We start from the raw sequence: 20,446 nt of genomic DNA on the forward strand, positions 1-20,446 counted from the left end.
AAAAAATGGATGCTAAAGCGTTAAATGTATTACCGGGCGCGGCTCATCCACTTGGTGCAACCTTAACGGCAAATGGCTGCAATTTTGCAGTCCATTGCCCCAATGCCACGGAAGTGCAACTTTGCTTATTTGCAAAAGATACCGAAGAACAACTCGCTGTCATTCCCTTACCTGCTAAAACAGGCAAGGTTTGGCATGGTTTTATTGAAGGGATAACAGAAGGGCAGTTATATGGCTACCGAACATGCGGTGAAAATAACGCTCAACTTGGATTACAGTTCAATCCTGAAAAATTACTCATTGACCCCTATGCCAAGGCACTAAATCGCCCCTTAGTATGGAATGCCCAGCAGTACCATGGCGATAGCCAGTTTATGATTGCCAAGGGCCTTGTCTTAAAAACCAGTGAATGTCGCGGCCGGATTACCAAACCACGAGTGCCAATGAGCCAAACCGTTTTATATGAAGCCCACGTAAAAGGCATCAGTCAACTTCATCCTGATGTGCCCGATGCCCATCGTGGAAAGTTTTTAGGTTTGTCTCATCCTTCAATTATCAAGCATATTAAGTCCCTTGGTGTCACGAGTGTTCAGCTCATGCCGGTGATGGCGTTTATGCCAGAGCGTTATATTACTGAAAAAGGGTTGACCAACTATTGGGGATATAATCCGATCAACTATTTTAGTCCTGATCCTCGTTATGTCGTGGCTGATGGGGTGTGTGAATTTAAAAGTATGGTTGATAGTTTGCATGAGGCAGGTTTAGAGGTCATTTTAGATGTGGTGTTTAATCACACGGCTGAAGGGGGTCTAGACGGCCCTACCTTGGCGTTTAAAGGGCTTGATAACGCTTCGTTTTATTTGTTTGAGCGCAATGAGTACGGCACTGTTGATTATCGCAAGTATGTGAATAACTCAGGTTGCGGTAATAGCGTCAATACGGCCTATCCCTATGTACTGAAACTGGTCATGGATTCACTGCGTTATTGGGTTCAAGAAATGGGGGTGGATGGCTTTCGTTTTGATCTTGCCGCAAGTTTGGGCCGAGACCCTTATGAATTCTCTAGTGTATCGGGTTTTTTTAGAGCCATACGACAAGATCCCGTATTATTAAACATCAAGCTTATCGCTGAGCCTTGGGATATTGGCAATGGTGGTTATCGATTAGGCCAGTTTCCATCGAATTGGGTGGAATGCAATGACAAATACCGTGATACGGTGCGCGCATTTTGGCGCGGAGATAAAGGCCACACAAGTGATTTTGCTACTCGTTTATTAGGCTCACGAGATATTTTTCCTAAGGAAAATCGAGCTATTCATACCTCTGTCAATATGGTGACTTACCACGACGGTTTTACATTGCAAGATTTGGTTAGCTACAACGAACGCCATAATGAAGCAAACTTAGAACAAAATCGTGATGGTCATGGGCATAATATTTCGTCAAATCATGGATTTGAGGGGGTGACAGGCGATACGCAAATTAAGGCTCTTAGAGATCGTCAGAAGCGAAACTTGTTTGCTACCTTAATGATGTCGCAAGGCATTCCCCATGTGTTAGGTGGCGACGAATTAAGTCGCACGCAACAGGGTAATAACAATGCCTATTGTCAAGACAATGAAATTAATTGGTTTGATTGGGAGTTAAGCGAAAATGAACAGGACTTTTTAGATTTTTGCCGTCACATGATCAAGCTTCGCCGCGACAGTGAGCTGTTAAGTCAACTTAATTTGGAAGATGATAGTTACTCCTTGCAACACAACGTCGACAAGATCAATTGGTATCGCCCTGATGGTGAAAGAAAATTAGTCGATGATTGGCACGATCATAATAATCAGGCCTTCGCCGTAGAATTTGTCGGTCTCGAACCAGCAGATACAGTCAACAAAACTGAGCACTGGTTATTGGTTTTTAATGCAACTGACCATGATGTACGTTTTAATTTGCCCCTTTTAAGTCAGGCTCATGGTTGGAAAATTATGGTGGATACCCGTTATCCAAAATTAGCCCTTCAACCTCAGGTGGCTGTAAAGCAGGTTTATATGCAGGCATTTAAGAGCATCTGTTTATTCAAGGTTATAAATGACCAAACCTAAGCTATTTTTGCCGGAGGGGACTTGACTGAACAATGTGCCCAGTAATATAACTGTCATATCCATCGATTGGATACCTTACACATCAACCATGGAATCATGACGGTCGGAGTATAATTGTGAAGTTAACTGAATCGCAGTGGCGAGAGAGATTAACAGAGGAAGAGTTTAAGGTTTGTCGTGAAAAAGGGACTGAGCGCCCTTTCACGGGGCACTTACTCGACAGTAGAGCAGCTGGTGATTATGTTTGCACCTGCTGTGAAAAGAAGTTATTTACCTCTGAAGATAAGTTTGATTCCGGTTGTGGTTGGCCCTCATTTTTTAGCCAAAGCACGGAACAGAATGTTGAATATCACAGCGATAACAGCTTAGGGATGCTGCGCATCGAAATCGTTTGTCGTCATTGTGATGCCCACCTAGGGCATGTCTTTGATGATGGCCCGCCACCAACGGGCAAGCGCTATTGTGTTAATTCAGTTGCCGTTAAATTTAAACCCACGTAATCCCTATTTGCTTGAAAACGCTCAATTATTGGGCGTTTTTTGTTTTAGGCCAAAAAAGTATAAAAAATATCGTGAAAGTAAATTTCATTTATTAGGTCTCACAAACGCTGAATAAGGCTGTTTTAACCCTTGCCTGCCGATTTATCACCTCACTCTGAATCTATTTTAAAAGTCTAAGTTAAAAGTGTAGAAATATTACAAATTAAATAGCTTAAAAGACTGATTTTTAATCATTTTAGTAATTTAGTGCCAATTTGGCGAAAGGGATCACTTTCATTAGAATGACGCCGCTTTATCACAGCATCGCTGTATATCCTTAATCAAGATTGATATGTCAGCTAAGACTAGCGACAAAAATATCAAAATCATTCACTGTAGGTAGCCACTTTCAATTATGAATCAGCAATTAGAACAGGAATTATTAAGCAGTTGGCAAGAAAGGCAGGAATATGCTGAGCAAATGCAGCCTTTGCTAGGAAAGTTATACCGCAATCATGCAATCGAAATCTCGGTATATGGGCGTCCGTTACTTGGCGCAAGTGCAATCGACATCATCAAAGCGCACCGGTCCGTCCGCTTAAAGGAAACGCATAAACTAAGGTTGCGTGAAAGCTGGCCTTTGTTAGACGCTATCAGTCAAATGACTCTGGCCCCAGCACATATTGATTTAGGAAAGCTAGCATACGCTTATCACTATGATGCACAATTTGCAGAGCAATCAGTAGAACAATACCTGCAACAGCAACTTGCTGAAATTATTGGCGTACATGACGCTCAAGAGCCACAAGATGTGGTGTTATACGGTTTTGGTCGAATAGGTCGTATTTTAGCCAGATTACTTATCGAACGTCAGGGGAAAAATAATAAGCTGCGCTTAAAAGCGATTGTTGTAAGAGGCGGTAAGAGTGGAGATCTTGAAAAGCGTGCTAGTTTGCTAAGACGCGATTCAGTGCATGGCCCTTTTAATGGCAGCATCACCATTGATACTGAAAAAAATGCCATTAAAGCGAATGGCTCCTATATTCAAGTAATATACGCTAACTCGCCGCAAGAAGTTGACTATAGGCATTACGGTATTCAAAACGCCATTGTGATCGACAACACCGGTATGTGGCGTGATCAAGAGGGTTTGAGTCAGCATTTATTGTCGAAGGGTGTTAAAAAAGTCCTTTTGACCGCGCCGGGCAAAGGCGACATAAAAAACATTGTTTTTGGTGTTAACCATAATGACGTAGCCGCAGAAGACGTCATATTGTCAGCCGCTAGCTGTACCACCAATGCCATCACCCCTGTTTTAAAAGCGCTAGATGAACATTTTGGGATTCAAAGTGGGCATGTAGAAACGGTACATTCATTTACCAATGATCAAAATTTGATTGATAATTTCCACAAGGGTGACCGACGTGGACGCAGTGCGGCTTTGAACATGGTTATCACTGAAACCGGTGCTGCTACAGCCGTTGCGAAAGCGTACCCGCAATTAAAGGGTAAACTAACGGGTAGTGCTATTCGCGTACCTACTCCAAACGTTTCCTTAGCGATCTTAAATTTACATTTGAGCAAAGCCACTACCAAGGACGAGCTCAACAATTACTTACGTGATGTTTCGCTTTTTTCCGACCTGCAACATCAAGTTAACTATACGGCTTCAAGTGAAATAGTGAGCACAGACTTAGTAGGAACTAGAGCCCCAGCTGTGGTTGACTCAAAGGCAACCATCGTGGTTGACCAACGAGCAACTGTCTATGTTTGGTACGACAATGAGTTTGGCTATAGCTGTCAGGTCATGAAGGTGCTAGAAAAAATGTCAGGGTTGACATCACCCACCTTACCTCACGCGACAGTGAAACTGTAAGCAAAGACGCTGTGCTGTTTTAAGGCAGCATAGCGGCGTTTTTATGCGCTAATATAGGCTGTAAATTGAAAATTTCAGCCTTTTTGTTGTTCATTTTCTCCAGTTATAACCTTTTTTATTGAAGCTGTGTTAAATTACCGCGGTCAAATTTATTAGAGAATATATCGTGAGAATAAGCAGCAATTTTGATAGTGGAAATATCGAGGTAAACAATGCCTCTTCACCAAATGACATTAGACTGAGCATTAAAAAAGACAAGCAATCAGACTTTTTTCAATGGTTCCATTTTAAACTTGAAACCACCGCATTTTTATCACACAAGCTTGTTATCACCAATTTACATCAGTCCGCTTACCCTGATGGTTGGAAGAATTATCAAGCCGTAGCTTCATATGATCGCCAAGAATGGTTCAGAGTCGATACCGAGTTTGATGGTGACAGTTTAGTCATACAACACACCCCTGAATATGAGCATGTTTATTATGCTTATTTTGCCCCTTATAGCTACGAACGTCATCTTGATCTTTTAGCATGGGCGCAGCAATCACCCGTATGTCAGCAGCAGTTTTTAGGCGAGACCTTGGATGGGCGAGATATGTCGATGTTAGTGGTAGGTGAACCAGAAGAAGGCAAAAAAGTTATCTGGGTCACTGCCAGACAGCATCCAGGTGAAACCATGGCTGAGTGGTTTGTTGAAGGATTTTTGGAACGTTTATTAGATGAGAGTGATGGTGTTGCCCGTCAATTGCTGGAAAAATCTGTATTTTACGTCATACCCAATATGAATCCCGATGGTTCTGTTCGCGGTCATTTGCGCACCAATGCTATTGGCGTGAACCTTAATCGAGAATGGGCGACACCTAGTTTAGCGTCTAGTCCTGAGGTGTATTTTGTCAAACAAAAAATGATAGAAACTGGGGTGGACATGTTTTTAGATGTTCATGGTGATGAAGCACTACCCTACAATTTTGTAGCTGGCTGTGAAGGTAACCCAGGCTATTCTCCTCGCATTAAAAATTTAGAAGATAAATTTAAGCAAAACTTTATGTTAGCAACGCCAGACTTCCAAGACAGTTTTGGCTATCCAAAAGACAAACCAGGAGAGGCCAATCCCACAGTCGCCACTCACGCTATTGGTCAACACTTTGATTGTTTAGCCTTTACCTTAGAAATGCCTTTTAAAGATAATATCGATTTACCTGACAGTGCCTATGGCTGGTCGCCTGCGCGCAGTAAACAGTTGGGTGAAGATGTAATGATTGCTATGCGTGCTGTAGTTGATATGCTTCGTTAGGAACGATAAAACCGTTACAAAAAAACAATAAAATACTGACTAAAATAATAAATAAAGGGGAAAGCAGTGGAAATATTTCATGATTTTTTAAAGTCACTTGACGGCATGCTGGGTGGAGCCTTTTGGTTTCCTTATGTGCTTCTCGGTACCGGTTTGTTCTTCACAATATATTTGAAATTTCCACAAGTTCGATATTTCAAACATGCATGGAAAGTGGTGTTAGGGAAATACGATAAAGCGGATTCTCCAGGGGATACGACGCATTTTCGAGCACTGACAACCGCCTTATCAGGTACCGTTGGTACAGGTAACATCGGTGGGGTGGCATTTGCTATCTTTTTAGGTGGGCCGGCTGCGTTGTTTTGGATGTGGGCAACGGCATTTTTAGGGATGACAACCAAATTCGTAGAAGTGACCTTGTCTCACAAATATCGTGATAAAACACCTGACGGTACCATGGCTGGTGGTCCCATGTATTACATGGACAAACGCTTGAACATGAAATGGCTAGCTGTTGCCTTTGCTGTGGCAACCGTTATCAGTTCATTCGGTACTGGAAACTTGCCTCAAAGTAACGGTATCGCGACCAGTATTGAATCCACCTTTGGCTTCGATCCTCTTATTGTTGGTAGCGTGTTGGGTATTTTACTGGCATTGGTTATCTTGGGCGGTATTACCCGTATTGCAGCAGTAACGTCTAAAATCGTACCCTTAATGGCGCTTATTTATTTGGTTGGTGCGGTGTCTGTTATTTTTGCCAATCTTGAAAACGTCGGACCTTCGTTTGTGTCTGTGTTATCAGATGTGTTTACTGGCTCGGCGGCAACAGGTGGCTTCTTGGGGGCGACTATCGCTTATGCGTTTAACCGCGGCGTTAACCGAGGTTTGTTTTCAAACGAAGCGGGCCAAGGTTCTGCGCCAATTGCGCACGCAGCGGCAAAAACAGATGAGCCTGTCTCTGAAGGAATGGTATCAATACTTGAGCCCTTTATCGATACTATTATTATCTGTACCTTAACTGGTTTGGTGATCTTGTCATCGGGCGTTTGGAAAGAAAAACACTGGAATACCTTTGATCGTTCAGACATGGACATTGTTGCCGGTGCTTACCTTGAGTCGAGCGATAGCGATAAAAAACAACTTTATAATTACTTGAACGGTTTAGATGAAAGCCAAGTTGAGGAATTTAATGGTGAAATACAAGTGGTCAACGGTAAACCTGTTAGCACTGGATTTACTATTATTAACGCGCGTTCATTAGCTGAAGACGTGACCTTTACAGTGGGTGATCCTGAAGATACTTTTACCGGTACGTTAAAAGTAGTTAATGGGCAATTGCTTAAAGATAACATCATGGTGTCTGGTTACTCGTTAATTCACTCAGCCAGTTTAACGGCGGTAGCGTTTACACGAGGGTTCTTTGGCGATTCGGGAAAATATATTGTTTCAATAGGTTTATTGCTCTTTGCTTTTTCAACAGCCATCGCTTGGTCATATTATGGCGACAGAGCCATGACCTATTTATTTGGCCCGCGTTCGGTTATGCCATATAGAGTGGTTTACGTTGCAGGCTTTGTTTGGGCTGCAGTGTCTGATACGACCTTAGTTTGGACGCTATCTGCAGTAGCGATAGTAGTGATGACCTTGCCCAACTTATTTGGTATCTTTTTGCTCAGAAAAGAAATGAAAGATTCGGTAGCAAGCTACTGGGATAAATTTAATAAAGAACATAAGTCTTAAGTTTAGTGATTAACAAAAGCGCAGCTCATAGCTGCGCTTTTAAGTTAAAAACTGTTTTTAGTGAACATCGTATAAAGTAGCTTGGTCATAACCTTTATTGAGCTACCTGTGTGGAGTAGAAAAATGGCATTGATAGATTGCCCCTCATGCGGCAAAAAAATTTCAGACAAAGCACAAAGTTGCCAGCACTGTGACTTTGCAATTGGTCAAGCAAGTGTTGAGGACTTTGCGAGAAAAAACGCATTGAAAAAGTATTTGCAACGCCAAAGTATTCAAAATCAGTCAATGCTGGCCATGTTGTTGTTTGTTGGTGGTTTTGGTTTTATGTATTGGGGCGATGTGAGCCAAGAAGACATTCAATTTAAACTTGCATTTGCAGTAGCCGCGAGCGGTTTCGTTTGGTACATAGTGAATCGTGTGCGCCTTGTTTTTATTAAAAAATCTGATTGAGCGATAACCAGTAATGAATGTTGAAGTACTCGTGCAAAACATGTCGCAAGACATATACGAAAAGCTACGTGGCTCAGTAGAAACCGGAAAGTGGCTTGATGGCTCACCCTTGACAGAGCAACAAAAAGAAACATGTATTCAGGCTGTTATGCTATATCAGTCTAAAGTGCTGAAATCTGAACAACACATGACCGTTGGTGCAAACGGCGAAATAGTGCACAAAAGCCGAGACGCTTTCAAAAAAGAACTTGCCCAACAATCTTTCGATAATCAAACTATAGCGCGGTTTAAACAGGATGATATTTAATCGTTTTTTTCGTTCCAAACATCTCGATCCAAATCCACACGTTCGCATCAAAGCCATTGAAAAGTTAAACAGTGAGCTTTCTGCTGAAAAATCGGTTTTACACGAATTGGCGTTTAACGATCCTGATGCTGGAGTCAGTTTGGCTGCTTTGCAAAAGTTAGATAGTTTTACCTTGTGGTATAAAATGTCTGAGATAAGTAAAGACGAAAGGGTACTTAAAAAATCACAGCAAATTGTTGAACAAAGCCTGTTTGATCCTACCAATACCCGCTTAAATGAACAAGACAAGCTCAGTTTTGTGCGTCAATGCAAAGACGTAAAGTTGCTAGAAAAGTTGGTTTTTTTACCTTGGGTGCAATCGGATACACGCTTAGCTGAAACATTACTCACCAAAATATCAAAGCCTGTAGTGCTTGAAAAGATCATATTAGAATCCAGCAATGACGAGTTGCAAAACCGTTTAATGGATAAATTAAGCGATGAAGCAACTAGCCGAAAATTGCTAGCAAAAGTCATTAAAAAAGGTCGCGCTGAGGCAGTCAACCAAAAAGCTCGTGACATACTGCAAAAATGGGATTTGCAACAACAGTTGCCCATCAGTATTGAAAAAGACACGACAATGTTGCTCTCTCGCTTACTTGCCTTAAAAGAACAGACTGATTTACGTATTATCACGGTACAGCAAGAATTATTAACGGCTCAATATGCTGAGCTTTGTGAACAGTTTTCTTGTTTGGCCGAAAGCAAAAAACGAGAATTTGAACAAAAATTTAGTGAAATAAGCCAGCGTGTAAACAACACGATTGAGCTGCTCAAACCTCAATGGCAAGAAGAGCAAGCTGCCCAGTTACTCAGCAAAAACATCAATGATCTCCAGTCAAGGAGTCGCGAAGTCCTTGATGCAGCCAATGCTTTATTACGTGAGCACATGCTTGAGATAACAAATGACCAGGTTGAGTCGACTACTGAAGAATTAAATCACTTGTACGACAGTGTGAAACAAACACTAAGGTCGCTGCAGGCTGACAAATCTGTAGAAAAAAGGCGTTTAGAGCTGATCATCGAGCAAATAATTCAGTGTCAAGAAAGCTTGGCAAATTTGCCTGGTTTCATGTTGTGTTTAGGTCACAGCCAAGAATTATTGCAGCAGTTTAGTGCTTTAAAATTGCCGGATGATGTCAGTCAAATTGATGCCGCAGAGCAATATTTGAGAGAAGTAAAACACCAGTGGCGTGAAATTACGCAGCGTTTTAATAAAAACCTACCTGCTGAATTGCTTTCGGCTTGGCAACAAGTTGTGCATGATTGGCAAGACGCAATTAAAAACCTGAGCGAGCAAGTTAACCAAGAGGTTGCACGTTGCCGAAATAAGTATCGCGCGATAGAAGGTTTGATCAATCAAGGGCGTTTTCGTCTTGCTATTGATGTGTATAGCAAAGTGCTGGTTTGGTATGAAAAACTACCTGAAAAACAACAAGATAAACTGAATAAATTACATTCGCAGATAAAACAGCAAATTGAAAATTTAAAAGATTGGCAAGAGTATATAGCTGCACCCAGAAAGCCAGCCTTACTTAGTGAAGCTGAGCAGCTGGTACTTGCACCGCTAAGCGATATTGAAGAGCAAGCAAAAGCTATTAAAGTGCTTCGTCAGCAATGGAATAGTTTAGGTGTGATTGATTCAGAATCGGATGCAGCACTGAACGTTGCCTTTGATGAAACCTTAGAAAAAGCGTTTGCGCCTTGCCGAGCTCATTATGAGCAGCAACAACTATTGCGAGCTCAAAATCTGCAAGACAAAAACGCTATTTTGCTTGAGTTAGGGCAGTTGAATGAATCCACAGGTGAGTTGAGCCAATTGTCTAAACAACTGACTACTTTGCAGCAGAAATGGCGCAAAACCGGCGAAGTTGAGTTTAGTTTACGCAATGATCTGTATGCTAAATTTCAAAGCGCGATATTACCCCTAAAAGAAAAAGTGTCTGCTTTTTATCAAAGCAATGCAGAGCAAAAAGGAGTCTTAGTTAAAAAGGCTCAGCAGTGCCTTGAAATTACACCAATTGAAGACGGCATTAACCAGATTAAGTTACTTCAGCAGCAGTGGAAGTCTATTCAGCACGCAGGTAAAAAAGCAGAAGCTGTGTTATGGCCCGCTTTCAAAGAAGCTTGTGACAAAGTATTTGCGTTACGTAATGCCCAATTTGAGCAGCAAAAGTCACAGCAAATTCAGCAAATAGTGAGCCTCAAAGAAAAGCTCGCTGCTATGCAACGTGCAGTCGAACAGGCGCAAAATAAAGCAGAGTTTGAGCAAGCCAGTGCGTTAAAAGCAGACATTACTGACCTATTAACTTCAGTAGCTAGTAAAGAGCGCCATGCCTTGGAGCGCCAACTACAAGGCCTAGAACAGCAGATTTCACAAGGCATAGCGAAGCAAGAATCAAGCTTGGTTCAGCGCCAATATGTGTCTGTCTTTAAGGTGATGTCGAAGTGGCAAACACCAGATGAATTGCCAGCTGAACATGAGGAGTTGTCAAATACTTGGCAGGCAGCATTTAATCAGTCAGCACAGGGCCCGATGCTCACACGTCACGAGCTAACGGTGATGTTAGAAATTCTTAAAGAGCAGGCTTCCCCTAACGTGGACAATGCGTTAAGACAACATCTTCAATTGCAATTAATGGCTAAGAAATTACAAGATGGCGACCTAGAGCAAGCAGATGATTTACTTAAAAAATGGATCAGTTTAGGTCCTTTAACGACCAACGAGCAGAGTTACTTTGAGCGGGTTCAATCTTTATTCATCTATTAAGGCGCCAGAGAGTCAAATGGTAAACTTAGTGTTATTTACAGTATGTCACGATAATCAGGGCAAAAATGAGTCAGTCAGACGCAATACGCCTCAATAAATTTATCAGCGATTCGGGTTTTTGCTCCCGTCGTGAAGCAGATAAATTAATTGAAGCGGGGCAGGTTACGATAAACGGTTCAACACCTGAACTAGGCACCAAAGTCCTACCAGGCGACGAAGTGCGAGTACAGGGGCAGTTGGTCTCAGCGAGTGCCAGGAATAAGTCAGATAGGGTTTATATTGCTTATCACAAACCGGTAGGGATAACCTGCACCACGGAGCGTCATATTAACGGCAATATTATCGATGCAATTGGACACAGCGAGAGAATTTTTCCAATTGGTCGCTTAGATAAACCTTCCGAAGGTTTGATTTTTTTGACCAGCGATGGTGACATCGTTAATAAAATTTTACGCGCCGAAAATGCCCATGACAAAGAGTATGTGGTTACGGTAAATCGACCATTAACAGAGCACTTTATCAATAAAATGGCCAAAGGCATTCCAATTTTGGATACCATCACAAAACCTTGTACGGTTAAAATGCAGAGTAAGATGGTGTTTACGATTGTGCTAACACAGGGGCTGAATCGACAAATAAGACGAATGTGTGAATATCTTGGTTATGAGGTAGTCAAGTTAAAACGCACACGGATAATGTCAATAAGACTCGCCGGGCTAAAAGCGGGACAGTGGCGAGATTTAACTGGCGATGAAGTTGAAAATCTGCAAGCGGCTGTGATGAATTCGTCTAAAACGGCATAACTTGTTTTGTTGCTTCTACTAGCCTGTTGATCTTATTTTAAATTAACAGGCTAGTAATACAGTTGTTAAGCGCCGATTTTCGTTTTTACCTCCTTGTTGATTGCCACTAGCGGTTTAGAGCGGGTAGGTTAATTTCAACAAGACAAGTACAATCGCAGAATAACAAATGGAAACAGGTAGACCCATTTTCACAAAGTGCTTTAATTTATAGTTTACTGCACTGAACACCAATAAATTAGTTTGATAGCCGTAGGGCGATATAAAACTGGCACTGGCAGCGAAAGCCACGGCTAAAGCAAATGGCATAAGATCAACATTAAGGACTTGAGCCAAACCGTAGGCAAAAGGAAACATCAGGGCCGCTGCTGCATTATTGGTGACCACTTCCGTTAATAATAGTGTCAGTAGGTAAACACCAACTAACGCCGTAAATGGACTTACATTCGTCATTACAGGTGCTAACACTTCGGTAAGTGAATCTATAACACCGGTATTTTCTAAGCCAGTGGCAAGGCTCAGAGCGCCTACTATCACTAAAATAAGATTGATTGGTAAGTTATTCTTCACTTCATTGGTATTAGTTACACCTGAAACAACTAACAGCGCGAGAAAAAACACCAACCCCGTTGCTAAAGACAATACCGACGTAGCCGCTAATGCGACAACGGTTAAAAAACCGCCTAGGGTAATGCGCTCTTGCCAGGGAGTGAGTTTGGCCGGCATTTTTTTCTCAGACAAGATGAAAAAGTTTTTAGCAAGATTATGCCGTTTATTAAAGTCAGGGCCGGTGGCTAATAACAAAAAATCACCCGCTTGCAGTTTGATTTCACCTAACTTGCCAGAAAGAGATTCGCCATCTCGTCTAATCGCCACCACGGCTGCATCAAATAAAGCCCTAAAGCCAATGGCTTTTAAGCTATAACCAATGACTTGTGCTCTGTTGGAAATAATGACTTCGGTTAAATTGTCACGCAACAAGCCATTTGATTCTGCAAATAAATGCAAACCTTTGATATGGCTTAAGTTACCGACATTTTGCACATTGCCTGAAAATATCAATTTGTCATTAGCTTGAATAATAAGGTCAGGGGAAACGGGGGATATAAGGTTTTTTTCACGAATTATTTCTACTAAAAAGAGTTCAGGTAGGTTTCTTAAATGATTCTCCTCAACACTTTTACCCACCAGTTCTGAATCCACAGCCACCTTTGCTTCAATAAAATAGTGATTGTATTTATTACTCTTATTTTCGATGTCGGGTAGCCATGAAGACATGATAAAAATCAGCAATCCACAGCTTAAGCCTGCAATCATGCCATAAAGGGTAAAATCCCAAAATTTAAACCCCTCGTGACCATGCTCAATAAGAAAGCTATCTACAATTAAGTTTGTTGAGGTGCCAATCAAAGTTACGGTACCACCTAATATCGCGATGTAAGATAAGGGGATGAGCAACTTAGAAGATGAATGATGTTGGTTTTGTTTCACTGGGCCAATCAAACTTGCCACTACGGCGGTGTTATTTAACAAGGCGGAAGAAAAAAAGGTTAAACCAAATAGACGCCAATAACTTTGAGTGTAATTAGCAGTTATTAGTGTCCGACCTAATCGTTTGATTAGTGAGGTTTTATCGACCGCGTTACTGACCAATAACAACAGTATCAGCGTCATTAATCCTTGGTTAGTTAAATTATTAATGACTTGATTTAAATTGAGCTGCTGTCCAACAATTAAGGCCAACATGGAAGCGGCAAAAATAGAAGAAGGGCGCTTATCGGTGAAGATAAGCGCCATGATAGTACTGGCAAAAATGGCTATTACCAGATATTGATTAAAGTCCATATAATCCCGAAAGGTTAGACTAGTTTACTGATATCAGTGGCATTCCAATGTGGAAAATGTTTTCTGACCAAGGCATTAAATTCTAATTCAAATTCAGAATAGTGCTTATCTGAGCTTGTGCTTGCGTCTTTTGCCACATCCAGGATCATGCCTGCACCCACAGTACCATTGGTTAAACGATCAATAATAATAAACGCCCCGGTAGAACGGTTTTTCGTGTAAGCGTCACATGCCACAGGCTGAGTCAGTTTTATGGTACCCACAGCTATCTCGTTTAGATTAAGCCTGATTGCGGGCTTGTGCTCTAAAGAGTTTACGTCGATTTGGTACTCGATGTCAGTCACACTACCGGGTACAAACTTAGTGGCAAATTTAAAACCATATTGTTTATTAGGCATCATAGGCTCTTCAGCCATCCACACTAAGTTTGTGACAAAGGTACTGCCTTGCAGCGGCAAATTATCAGATTTCACAATCATATCGCCACGAGAAATATCAATTTCGTCTTCTAACGTTAGAGTCGTGGTAAGTGGTGTATGTGCACTTTGTTGTTCACCTTCATAATTGACGATGGATTTAACGGTTGATTGTTTACCTGAAGGAAGCGCGGTTATTTTATCACCCACGGAAATTTGACCGGATACTACCGTACCTGCGAAACCTCTAAAATTAAGGTTTGGACGGTTGACATATTGCACCGGAAAACGAAAATCATCTACGTTAAGATCGTGTGCAACTTTAATGTTTTCTAACATCGTCATCAGGGTTTCACCTTTATACCACGGTGTTTTTTCACTAACGTTTACCACGTTATCACCATCTAATGCAGATAAGGCAATAAATTGAATGTCTGGAATGCTTAGCTGTTTAGAGAACGTTAAATAATCCGCTTTAATCTTTTCGTACACACTTTCACTATAATCCATCAAATCCATTTTGTTGACGGCAACAATGACGTGCTTGATGCCTAACAAAGAGACGAGGAAAGAATGGCGACGAGTTTGGGTTTTAACTCCAGCACGCGCATCTACAAGAATAATGGCGAGATCACAGTTTGACGCGCCGGTCACCATGTTTCGAGTATATTGTTCGTGTCCAGGGGTATCAGCAATAATAAACTTTCGTTTGTCAGTAGAAAAATACCGATAAGCAACATCGATGGTAATACCTTGCTCTCTTTCAGACTGTAAACCGTCAACTAATAAGGCTAAGTCTACTTTGTCACCTGTTGTGCCACTTTTTTTACTGTCTTTCGTAATAGCGGCTAGTTGATCCTCAAAAATCATTTTTGAGTCATGCAACAATCGACCGATTAATGTACTTTTTCCATCATCAACACTGCCGCACGTTAAAAAACGCAGCATATCTTTCTTTTCGTGCTGATCTAAATAACCCAATATGTCGGATTGAAGTAAGGTGTTTTCGCTATTCATAATTCAATAACTCACTAAAAAATAAGGGTTTAAAACGGATTCTTTCTGGTTGTAGCGTAAGGCTTGGGCATCTTTTGATCTAGCAGTGGCCACTGCATTTACCACAGTAACTGTCCCACCAGCGGCTTCCACCACGGCTTGAGCTGCTCCAGTATCCCATTCGGACGTCGGGCCTAATCTGGGGTAAAGATGAGCTGCACCTTCTGCCACTAGGCATAATTTCAATGAACTTCCCATTGCAACTAATTCTGACTCACCGCCCAAGGCTTCAAGAAATTGCTGTATTTCAGGACTTTGATGAGAGCGGCTACCAACAATTAACCACTTTTCATTGCCAGAATGGGCTTTGACAGTAATATCTTTCCGAGCCCCGTTTGTTAACTTATACGCCCCTTGGCCAACAACACCCACATAGGTTTGTGCAAGTACAGGCGCATACACTACGCCAAAGACGGCTTGGCCATTTTTAATGAGTGCAATGTTGACGGTAAACTCACCATTTTTCTTGATGAATTCTTTTGTGCCATCTAAGGGGTCAACCAACCAATATTCTTGCCATGTACTGCGCTCTGACCAGGGAATATTAGCGGATTCTTCCGACAGGATCGGTAAGTCTGACACCGCTTTAAGACCATCTACAATGCAGTGATGCGCGGCTAGATCGGCTTCAGTTAAGGGGCTCTCATCAGACTTTTCGTACACACTGAAATCACGCTGATAAATTTCCATGATTTTATCGCCAGCGGCATGACTTATTGCAACAATTTTGTCGACTAATTCACTACTTAGCATCAGATAAAAATCCTTTTTCTTGTAACAGCGTGAAAAGTTGATCAGCTGATTCTTCTGCAGTTTGGCCACTGTAGGCTAATTCAATCTCGGGGCTATCAGGTGCTTCATAGGGAGAACTGATACCCGTAAAGTCTTTGATATCACCTTGACGTGCTTTTTGATACAAACCCTTAGGATCTCGTTTTTCACACTCTTCGATGGGCGTATTAATAAACACTTCAATAAATTCGTTTTCAGCTAATAAATCGCGACAGTAATCTCTATCTCGCTGAAAGGGCGAGATAAACGCGGTGATAACAATCAGGCCTGAATCGACAAATAATTTTGCGACTTCACTGATGCGTCGAATATTTTCAACGCGGTCTTTGTCGCTAAAGCCTAGATCGCCACAAAGACCGTGACGTACATTATCGCCATCAAGTAAATAAGTGTGTTTGTGGTGCTCCGCTAATTTTTTTTCTAGCAGATTGGCAATAGTTGATTTGCCAGAACCACTTAAACCGGTTAACCAGATGACACATGGTTGTTGATTTTTGGCTGCTGCACGACGAGATTTGTCTACCTCGTGTTGATGCCAAACAATATTGGTTGCCATTAGAAATAACCTTCCATTTTTTTCTTTTCCATAGAGCCAGATGAATCATGGTCAATAACTCGTCCTTGACGCTCAGAGGTTTTGGTGAGCAGCATTTCTTGAATGACTTCAGGTAGTGTAGCAGCCGTTGATTCCACAGCTCCTGTTAAAGGATAACAACCTAGTGTTCTGAAACGAACTGAACGCATTTCTGGTTTTTCACCTGGCAGCATGGGCATGCGGTCATCGTCAACCATGATTAGCGTACCATCACGCTCTACCACTGGACGAGGTTTGGCTAGATACAAAGATGGAATCTCAATGTTTTCAAGGTAAATGTATTGCCAAATATCTAATTCCGTCCAGTTTGACATAGGGAAAACTCGAATACTTTCGCCCTTGTTAATTTGGGAGTTATAGATGTTCCATAACTCTGGACGCTGATTTTTAGGATCCCAGCGATGGTTATCATCTCGGAATGAGTACACCCGTTCTTTGGCTCGTGATTTTTCTTCGTCACGACGTGCTCCACCAAAAGCGGCATCAAATTTATATTTATTTAAGGCTTGTTTTAAACTGGCTGTTTTCATGATGTCTGTGTGTTTGGCACTACCATGCACAAACGGACTGATATTCATGTCTACACCTTCTTGGTTAATGTGAACCAACAAGTCGAGATCATGTTTTTCCGCCATTTTATCTCTAAAGGCAATCATTTCGTGGAATTTCCACGTGGTATCAACGTGAAGCAAAGGAAAGGGGATCTTGCCAGGAGCAAAGGCTTTTCTTGCTAAATGCAACAATACAGAGGAGTCTTTTCCGACAGAGTACAGCATAACGGGATTATCAAATTCAGCTGCGACTTCGCGGAAAATATGGATACTTTCAGCTTCAAGTTGTTTTAAATGGGTAACATTAGGTATAGCGTTAGGCATAATGACTCTCACACTGGATTAAGTTATATATCAATAAATTCTATGTATAGAACATAACATGAATTAACCGAGAGTGAGTAGACAGATTTATGCTATATTCTTATAAATTAAAGCTTTTCAGATATATGCCTAATCTATAACAATATTTTTACAATATCGTTGTGTTTAGCGGGCTGCGAAAGGTTCAGATACGTATTTCACAGTAACTTTATTCTCTCCGATGCCCACTGCAAACTCTGTTGAAAGCGCGCCAACACGTGGTCTAAATTAAAGTCTAATGCTTGGCAATACGTTTCAACATTACACCAATCAGCTGCTTCAAGTAATTCACATAAGGCGAGGTATTCAGCTAATTTACCTTGACGCTTAATGAGTGCATCTTTGAGCGCCTGTGCGATGGGCAACTTTTCCATTAATTCTGCGATATTGGTATCAACCATGGCATCAATTAAAGAGAGTAAACCGATTAAAAAGGCAGAAGAGGGATCCGCACCTTGTTTATCCATTTTTACCATTTGCTCACAAAACCGTGCTCTTGCTAAGGCCATTACCGTTAATTCTTGTGGTTTACCATGGCTAAATTGTGCAGTAAATAACAGTGAGATAAAGCGCTTTAATTCAAGTAAACCGAACATTGTGATCGCTTGCTTGAGGCTTTCGATTTTAGCAACGCGCTTAAAAATAGGTGATTGGGCATAACGCAGTAGTTTAAAGGATAATTCGACATCGCCGGCAAAAATAATGGAAATTTTTTCTATATTCGGCTCTGGCTTGCACACTTCTGCCATTAAATTAACAAGGGAGAGTTGGGAAGGCTGAAAAGATATCGATTTAATGACTTCCGGTTTACTAAAAAAATAGCCCTGAAAGTATTCACAGCCTATTTCTAGGGCGTGTTGATATTCAGTGTAAGTTTCAACTTTTTCTGCCAGAAGTTTAATATTAGGGTAAGGCTTTACTTCCTCAAGAATCTGCTTTATTTGGTCTTCTGACGATAAGGCATAATCAATTTTGATGATGTCGATATAAGGGAAAAAGTGTCGCCATAGGGGGTCATGTTCGTAGTCATCTAAGGCAAGTATATAGCCTTTTTCTTTGAGCTCGACGCAGGCTTGCAGTAAACGTTTTCCTGGTTTGGCTGTCTCTAAAATTTCTACCACAATTTGTTCTTTGGGCAATAATAAAGGGTAGCCGTTTAGCAAAGTATCGTGGGTGAAATTAATAAAAGCCAGTGTACCTTGTGTGAGGGTTTCTAACCCTAAATTGAATTGTAATCCTTCGATAAGCTTAGCGGTTGCTTGGTTGTCATTAATTTTAGGAAAAACATTTTCTAAACTTTGACGAAAAAGCAATTCATAAGCAAACAAGGACTTATCTCTATTCAAAATAGGCTGTCGAGCTGCGTAAAAACTCAAGTTGGAACTCCTCTTACAACATGGCTGAGTAAAAACCAGACATGTTGAGCCCGATAATTGTTATGAGTGAAACTCTCGTTCTACTCGTTCAAAAGTCGCTTTTATAGACTGATCTTGTTGTTTACTTAATACACTCACAACCACGATAGTAACACTACAGATAATGAATCCAGGGATAATTTCATACACTAATTGACTTAAGCTTTGACCGTTGATAGCGATAGGTGCGTAAACCCAAATAAGCACAGTGATAGTGCCTGTTACCATACCAAGAATCGCCGCTGTTCTGGTCATATTGGGCCAATACAAACTCAGTAAAACCACTGGTCCAAACGCGGCGCCAAACCCTGCCCACGCATTACTCACTATTGACAATATAGAACTATCACGGTCTTGTGCCAATAAAATCGCTACTATTGCCACTAAAGCCACAGACAGACGACCGACAAAAACTAATTCTCGCTGGCTGGCCTTTCGGCGGAAAAATAACTGATAAATATCGCCGGTTAACGAACTGGAGGTCACTAATAGTTGTGAGGAAATCGTACTCATGATGGCTGCCAAAATAGCAGCCAATAAAAAGCCACTGACAAGTGGGTGAAAAAGTACATTAGAAAGATAAATAAAAATAGTCTCAGGATCCGCAATGCTTCCCGCTTGACTTTTAATATAAGCCATACCAAATAAACCAGTGGATAGGGCACCTACTAAGGTGACTATCATCCAGCTCATGCCAATTCTGCGGGCAGTTTTAATATCCTTAACTGAACGAATGGCCATAAAACGCACAATAATATGCGGCTGACCAAAATAACCCAGACCCCAAGACAACATCGATATTATTGTCAGTAGGGTAAGACTTTGGCCTGTCGAAGCGTCAGTAAAAACATCCAGAAAACTGTAATCACCTTTGGTTAAAATATCGCCAGTCAATTGTAAGTCACCAATGTGTAGCAAGGTCACCACAGGGACTAAAATAAGCGCCGCAAACATGATACAGCCTTGTACAAAATCTGTGATACTCACCGCTAAGAACCCGCCAAATAGCGTATAAGCGACGACGACACCCGCGGTAATGTACAAGCCGAGGTTATAGCTTAAGCCAAACGATGATTCGAACAGCTTGCCACCTGCCACCATTCCTGATGAGGTGTAAACCGCAAAAAATACAATAATAACGATAGAAGATATGACCCTTAATAAATGACTATTATCGTTAAAACGATTTTCAAAATAATCGGGAATAGTAATCGCGTTATTGGCAAATTCGGTATAAACCCTTAACCTAGGGGCTATCAAAACGTAATTTAAATACGCGCCAAAGGTCAAACCTATGGCAATCCAGCCACTTGATAAGCCAGACACATACATGGCGCCCGGCAAACCCATTAACATCCAGCCGCTCATATCTGAAGCACCTGCAGAAAGTGCGGTAACTTTTGGGCTTAAACTTCTTCCACCCAGCATATAGCCCGAAACATCAGTATTCGCTTGTTTGAATGAAAACAGGCCAATTGCCAGTACCACAACAAAGTACAAGCCTAGGGAAATAAAAACTGTGGGTTCCATCTATACCTCTATTGTTTGACTGTGGTGACAAT

Annotated in this window: 16 protein-coding genes; 9 read left to right on the plus strand and 7 right to left on the minus strand. The window is 41.4% G+C overall.

All coding sequences use genetic code 11. The features are described 5' to 3' along the window. The first annotated feature begins 5 nt into the window (after nucleotides 1-5). From glgX to rluF, 9 genes are all read left to right on the plus strand, one after another. Entirely contained in the window at nucleotides 6-2,096 is a 2,091-nt protein-coding gene (glgX, locus tag ACEN2L_RS08555; protein ID WP_441743219.1) for a glycogen debranching protein GlgX, read from the plus strand. Between the two features lie 116 nt (nucleotides 2,097-2,212). After that, nucleotides 2,213-2,596, plus strand: a complete 384-nt coding sequence (gene msrB, locus ACEN2L_RS08560; protein WP_306022976.1) for a peptide-methionine (R)-S-oxide reductase MsrB — start codon at nucleotides 2,213-2,215, stop codon at nucleotides 2,594-2,596. A 394-nt stretch (nucleotides 2,597-2,990) separates the two neighbouring features. Beyond that, on the plus strand, nucleotides 2,991-4,451 hold the full coding sequence (locus ACEN2L_RS08565; RefSeq protein ID WP_441743221.1) for a glyceraldehyde-3-phosphate dehydrogenase: 1,461 nt from the start codon (nucleotides 2,991-2,993) through the stop codon (nucleotides 4,449-4,451). Between the two features lie 166 nt (nucleotides 4,452-4,617). Further along, on the plus strand, nucleotides 4,618-5,745 hold the full coding sequence (locus ACEN2L_RS08570) for a M14 family metallopeptidase (protein WP_441743222.1): 1,128 nt from the start codon (nucleotides 4,618-4,620) through the stop codon (nucleotides 5,743-5,745). Between the two features lie 66 nt (nucleotides 5,746-5,811). Further along, the gene (locus tag ACEN2L_RS08575; protein WP_306022973.1) at nucleotides 5,812-7,485 is read left to right on the plus strand and encodes an alanine/glycine:cation symporter family protein; all 1,674 of its coding nucleotides are present in this window, start codon (nucleotides 5,812-5,814) and stop codon (nucleotides 7,483-7,485) included. 123 nt (nucleotides 7,486-7,608) lie between these two features. Continuing rightward, the gene (locus tag ACEN2L_RS08580) at nucleotides 7,609-7,935 is read left to right on the plus strand and encodes a hypothetical protein (RefSeq protein ID WP_441743224.1); all 327 of its coding nucleotides are present in this window, start codon (nucleotides 7,609-7,611) and stop codon (nucleotides 7,933-7,935) included. 13 nt (nucleotides 7,936-7,948) lie between these two features. After that, the gene (locus ACEN2L_RS08585; protein WP_441743226.1) at nucleotides 7,949-8,242 is read left to right on the plus strand and encodes a YeaC family protein; all 294 of its coding nucleotides are present in this window, start codon (nucleotides 7,949-7,951) and stop codon (nucleotides 8,240-8,242) included. Beyond that, nucleotides 8,232-11,051, plus strand: a complete 2,820-nt coding sequence (locus ACEN2L_RS08590) for a DUF349 domain-containing protein (protein WP_441743228.1) — start codon at nucleotides 8,232-8,234, stop codon at nucleotides 11,049-11,051. The genes ACEN2L_RS08585 and ACEN2L_RS08590 overlap by 11 nt, the downstream gene beginning before the upstream one ends. Nucleotides 11,052-11,116: 65 nt before the next feature. Then, nucleotides 11,117-11,854 carry a 23S rRNA pseudouridine(2604) synthase RluF gene (gene rluF, locus ACEN2L_RS08595; protein ID WP_306022969.1) on the plus strand — a complete coding sequence of 246 codons (738 nt, stop codon included), beginning with the start codon at nucleotides 11,117-11,119 and terminating at the stop codon, nucleotides 11,852-11,854. A gap of 114 nt (nucleotides 11,855-11,968) precedes the next feature. Here rluF and ACEN2L_RS08600 read toward each other — a convergent pair whose 3' ends face one another. The 7 genes from ACEN2L_RS08600 to putP all read right to left on the minus strand — a co-directional run bounded on the left by ACEN2L_RS08600 (nucleotide 11,969) and on the right by putP (nucleotide 20,414). Continuing rightward, nucleotides 11,969-13,696, minus strand: coding sequence for an SLC13 family permease (locus tag ACEN2L_RS08600; protein ID WP_441743230.1), 1,728 nt, complete (start codon nucleotides 13,694-13,696; stop codon nucleotides 11,969-11,971). A gap of 14 nt (nucleotides 13,697-13,710) precedes the next feature. Further along, nucleotides 13,711-15,129, minus strand: a complete 1,419-nt coding sequence (gene cysN, locus ACEN2L_RS08605) for a sulfate adenylyltransferase subunit CysN (protein WP_306020327.1) — start codon at nucleotides 15,127-15,129, stop codon at nucleotides 13,711-13,713. Between the two features lie 3 nt (nucleotides 15,130-15,132). After that, entirely contained in the window at nucleotides 15,133-15,921 is a 789-nt protein-coding gene (cysQ, locus tag ACEN2L_RS08610; RefSeq protein ID WP_306020325.1) for a 3'(2'),5'-bisphosphate nucleotidase CysQ, read from the minus strand. Further along, the gene (gene cysC / locus ACEN2L_RS08615; protein ID WP_441743232.1) at nucleotides 15,911-16,516 is read right to left on the minus strand and encodes an adenylyl-sulfate kinase; all 606 of its coding nucleotides are present in this window, start codon (nucleotides 16,514-16,516) and stop codon (nucleotides 15,911-15,913) included. The genes cysQ and cysC overlap by 11 nt, the downstream gene beginning before the upstream one ends. Next, nucleotides 16,516-17,430: a sulfate adenylyltransferase subunit CysD gene (gene cysD / locus ACEN2L_RS08620; RefSeq protein ID WP_306020323.1), complete on the minus strand. Its 915-nt coding sequence runs from the start codon at nucleotides 17,428-17,430 to the stop codon at nucleotides 16,516-16,518. The genes cysC and cysD overlap by 1 nt, the downstream gene beginning before the upstream one ends. Nucleotides 17,431-17,627: 197 nt before the next feature. After that, on the minus strand, nucleotides 17,628-18,845 hold the full coding sequence (locus ACEN2L_RS08625) for an EAL and HDOD domain-containing protein (RefSeq protein ID WP_306020322.1): 1,218 nt from the start codon (nucleotides 18,843-18,845) through the stop codon (nucleotides 17,628-17,630). 60 nt (nucleotides 18,846-18,905) lie between these two features. Continuing rightward, the gene (gene putP, locus ACEN2L_RS08630; protein ID WP_441743235.1) at nucleotides 18,906-20,414 is read right to left on the minus strand and encodes a sodium/proline symporter PutP; all 1,509 of its coding nucleotides are present in this window, start codon (nucleotides 20,412-20,414) and stop codon (nucleotides 18,906-18,908) included. Nucleotides 20,415-20,446: the final 32 nt, after the last annotated feature.

The organism is Flavobacterium sp. W21_SRS_FM6 (assembly GCF_052119645.1).
Taxonomy (GTDB): Bacteria; Pseudomonadota; Gammaproteobacteria; order Enterobacterales; family Alteromonadaceae; genus Paraglaciecola.

What these genes read in the sequence shown, in the direction of transcription:
- ACEN2L_RS08590 (WP_441743228.1), top strand. Translation starts at nt 8,232, where the DNA reads ATGATATTTAATCGTTTTTTTCGTTCCAAACATCTCGATCCAAATCCA.
- putP (WP_441743235.1), bottom strand. Translation starts at nt 20,414, where the DNA reads ATGGAACCCACAGTTTTTATTTCCCTAGGCTTGTACTTTGTTGTGGTA.
- cysC (WP_441743232.1), bottom strand. Translation starts at nt 16,516, where the DNA reads ATGGCAACCAATATTGTTTGGCATCAACACGAGGTAGACAAATCTCGT.
- ACEN2L_RS08600 (WP_441743230.1), bottom strand. Translation starts at nt 13,696, where the DNA reads ATGGACTTTAATCAATATCTGGTAATAGCCATTTTTGCCAGTACTATC.
- ACEN2L_RS08565 (WP_441743221.1), top strand. Translation starts at nt 2,991, where the DNA reads ATGAATCAGCAATTAGAACAGGAATTATTAAGCAGTTGGCAAGAAAGG.
- rluF (WP_306022969.1), top strand. Translation starts at nt 11,117, where the DNA reads ATGAGTCAGTCAGACGCAATACGCCTCAATAAATTTATCAGCGATTCG.
- ACEN2L_RS08580 (WP_441743224.1), top strand. Translation starts at nt 7,609, where the DNA reads ATGGCATTGATAGATTGCCCCTCATGCGGCAAAAAAATTTCAGACAAA.
- cysN (WP_306020327.1), bottom strand. Translation starts at nt 15,129, where the DNA reads ATGAATAGCGAAAACACCTTACTTCAATCCGACATATTGGGTTATTTA.
- cysQ (WP_306020325.1), bottom strand. Translation starts at nt 15,921, where the DNA reads ATGCTAAGTAGTGAATTAGTCGACAAAATTGTTGCAATAAGTCATGCC.
- ACEN2L_RS08585 (WP_441743226.1), top strand. Translation starts at nt 7,949, where the DNA reads ATGAATGTTGAAGTACTCGTGCAAAACATGTCGCAAGACATATACGAA.
- glgX (WP_441743219.1), top strand. Translation starts at nt 6, where the DNA reads ATGGATGCTAAAGCGTTAAATGTATTACCGGGCGCGGCTCATCCACTT.
- cysD (WP_306020323.1), bottom strand. Translation starts at nt 17,430, where the DNA reads ATGCCTAACGCTATACCTAATGTTACCCATTTAAAACAACTTGAAGCT.